The 407-nt window shown below is 56.3% G+C and carries 1 protein-coding gene; it reads right to left on the bottom strand.

The annotated features are described in order from the left end of the window. Window positions 1-407, bottom strand: a 407-nt coding sequence (locus lacNas_RS11660; protein ID WP_307865699.1) for an amino acid--tRNA ligase-related protein, incomplete at both ends; no start/stop codon positions are given.

Raw genomic sequence — 407 nt, 5'->3', positions numbered from 1 at the left:
TAGTTGCCTTCAGCGGCCGGACGCAGCTTGTCCAGATCCCGGCCCAAGATGCTCAGTTCGTATTCGCAGTGTTCCAGTACCTGGCCAACCACGTAGGACAGGAAGCGTTCCTGCAAATCCAGGGATTCATCCTGGTGCATCCAGGCCATTTCCGGTTCCATCATCCAGAATTCAGTCAGGTGCCGGCGGGTCTTGGAGGCTTCTGCCCGGAAGGTCGGGCCGAAGGTAAAGATCTTGCCGAAAGCTTCTGCCCCGACTTCACCGTAAAGCTGGCCTGACTGTGACAGGTAGGCATCGTGGTCGAAGTAGTCGATGTGGAAGAGTTCGGTCGTCCCTTCTGGAGCCGAGTGCATCAAAAGCGGAGCGTCGAACTTCACGAAGCCTTCGTTTTCAAAGAAGTCGACCGT

The sequence above is a fragment of the Lactobacillus nasalidis genome (assembly GCF_016587775.1).
Classification (GTDB): Bacteria; Bacillota; Bacilli; order Lactobacillales; family Lactobacillaceae; genus Lactobacillus; species Lactobacillus nasalidis.
The sequence above is the reverse complement of the archived record's forward strand: the minus strand, read 5'-3'. Positions and strand labels throughout refer to the sequence as shown.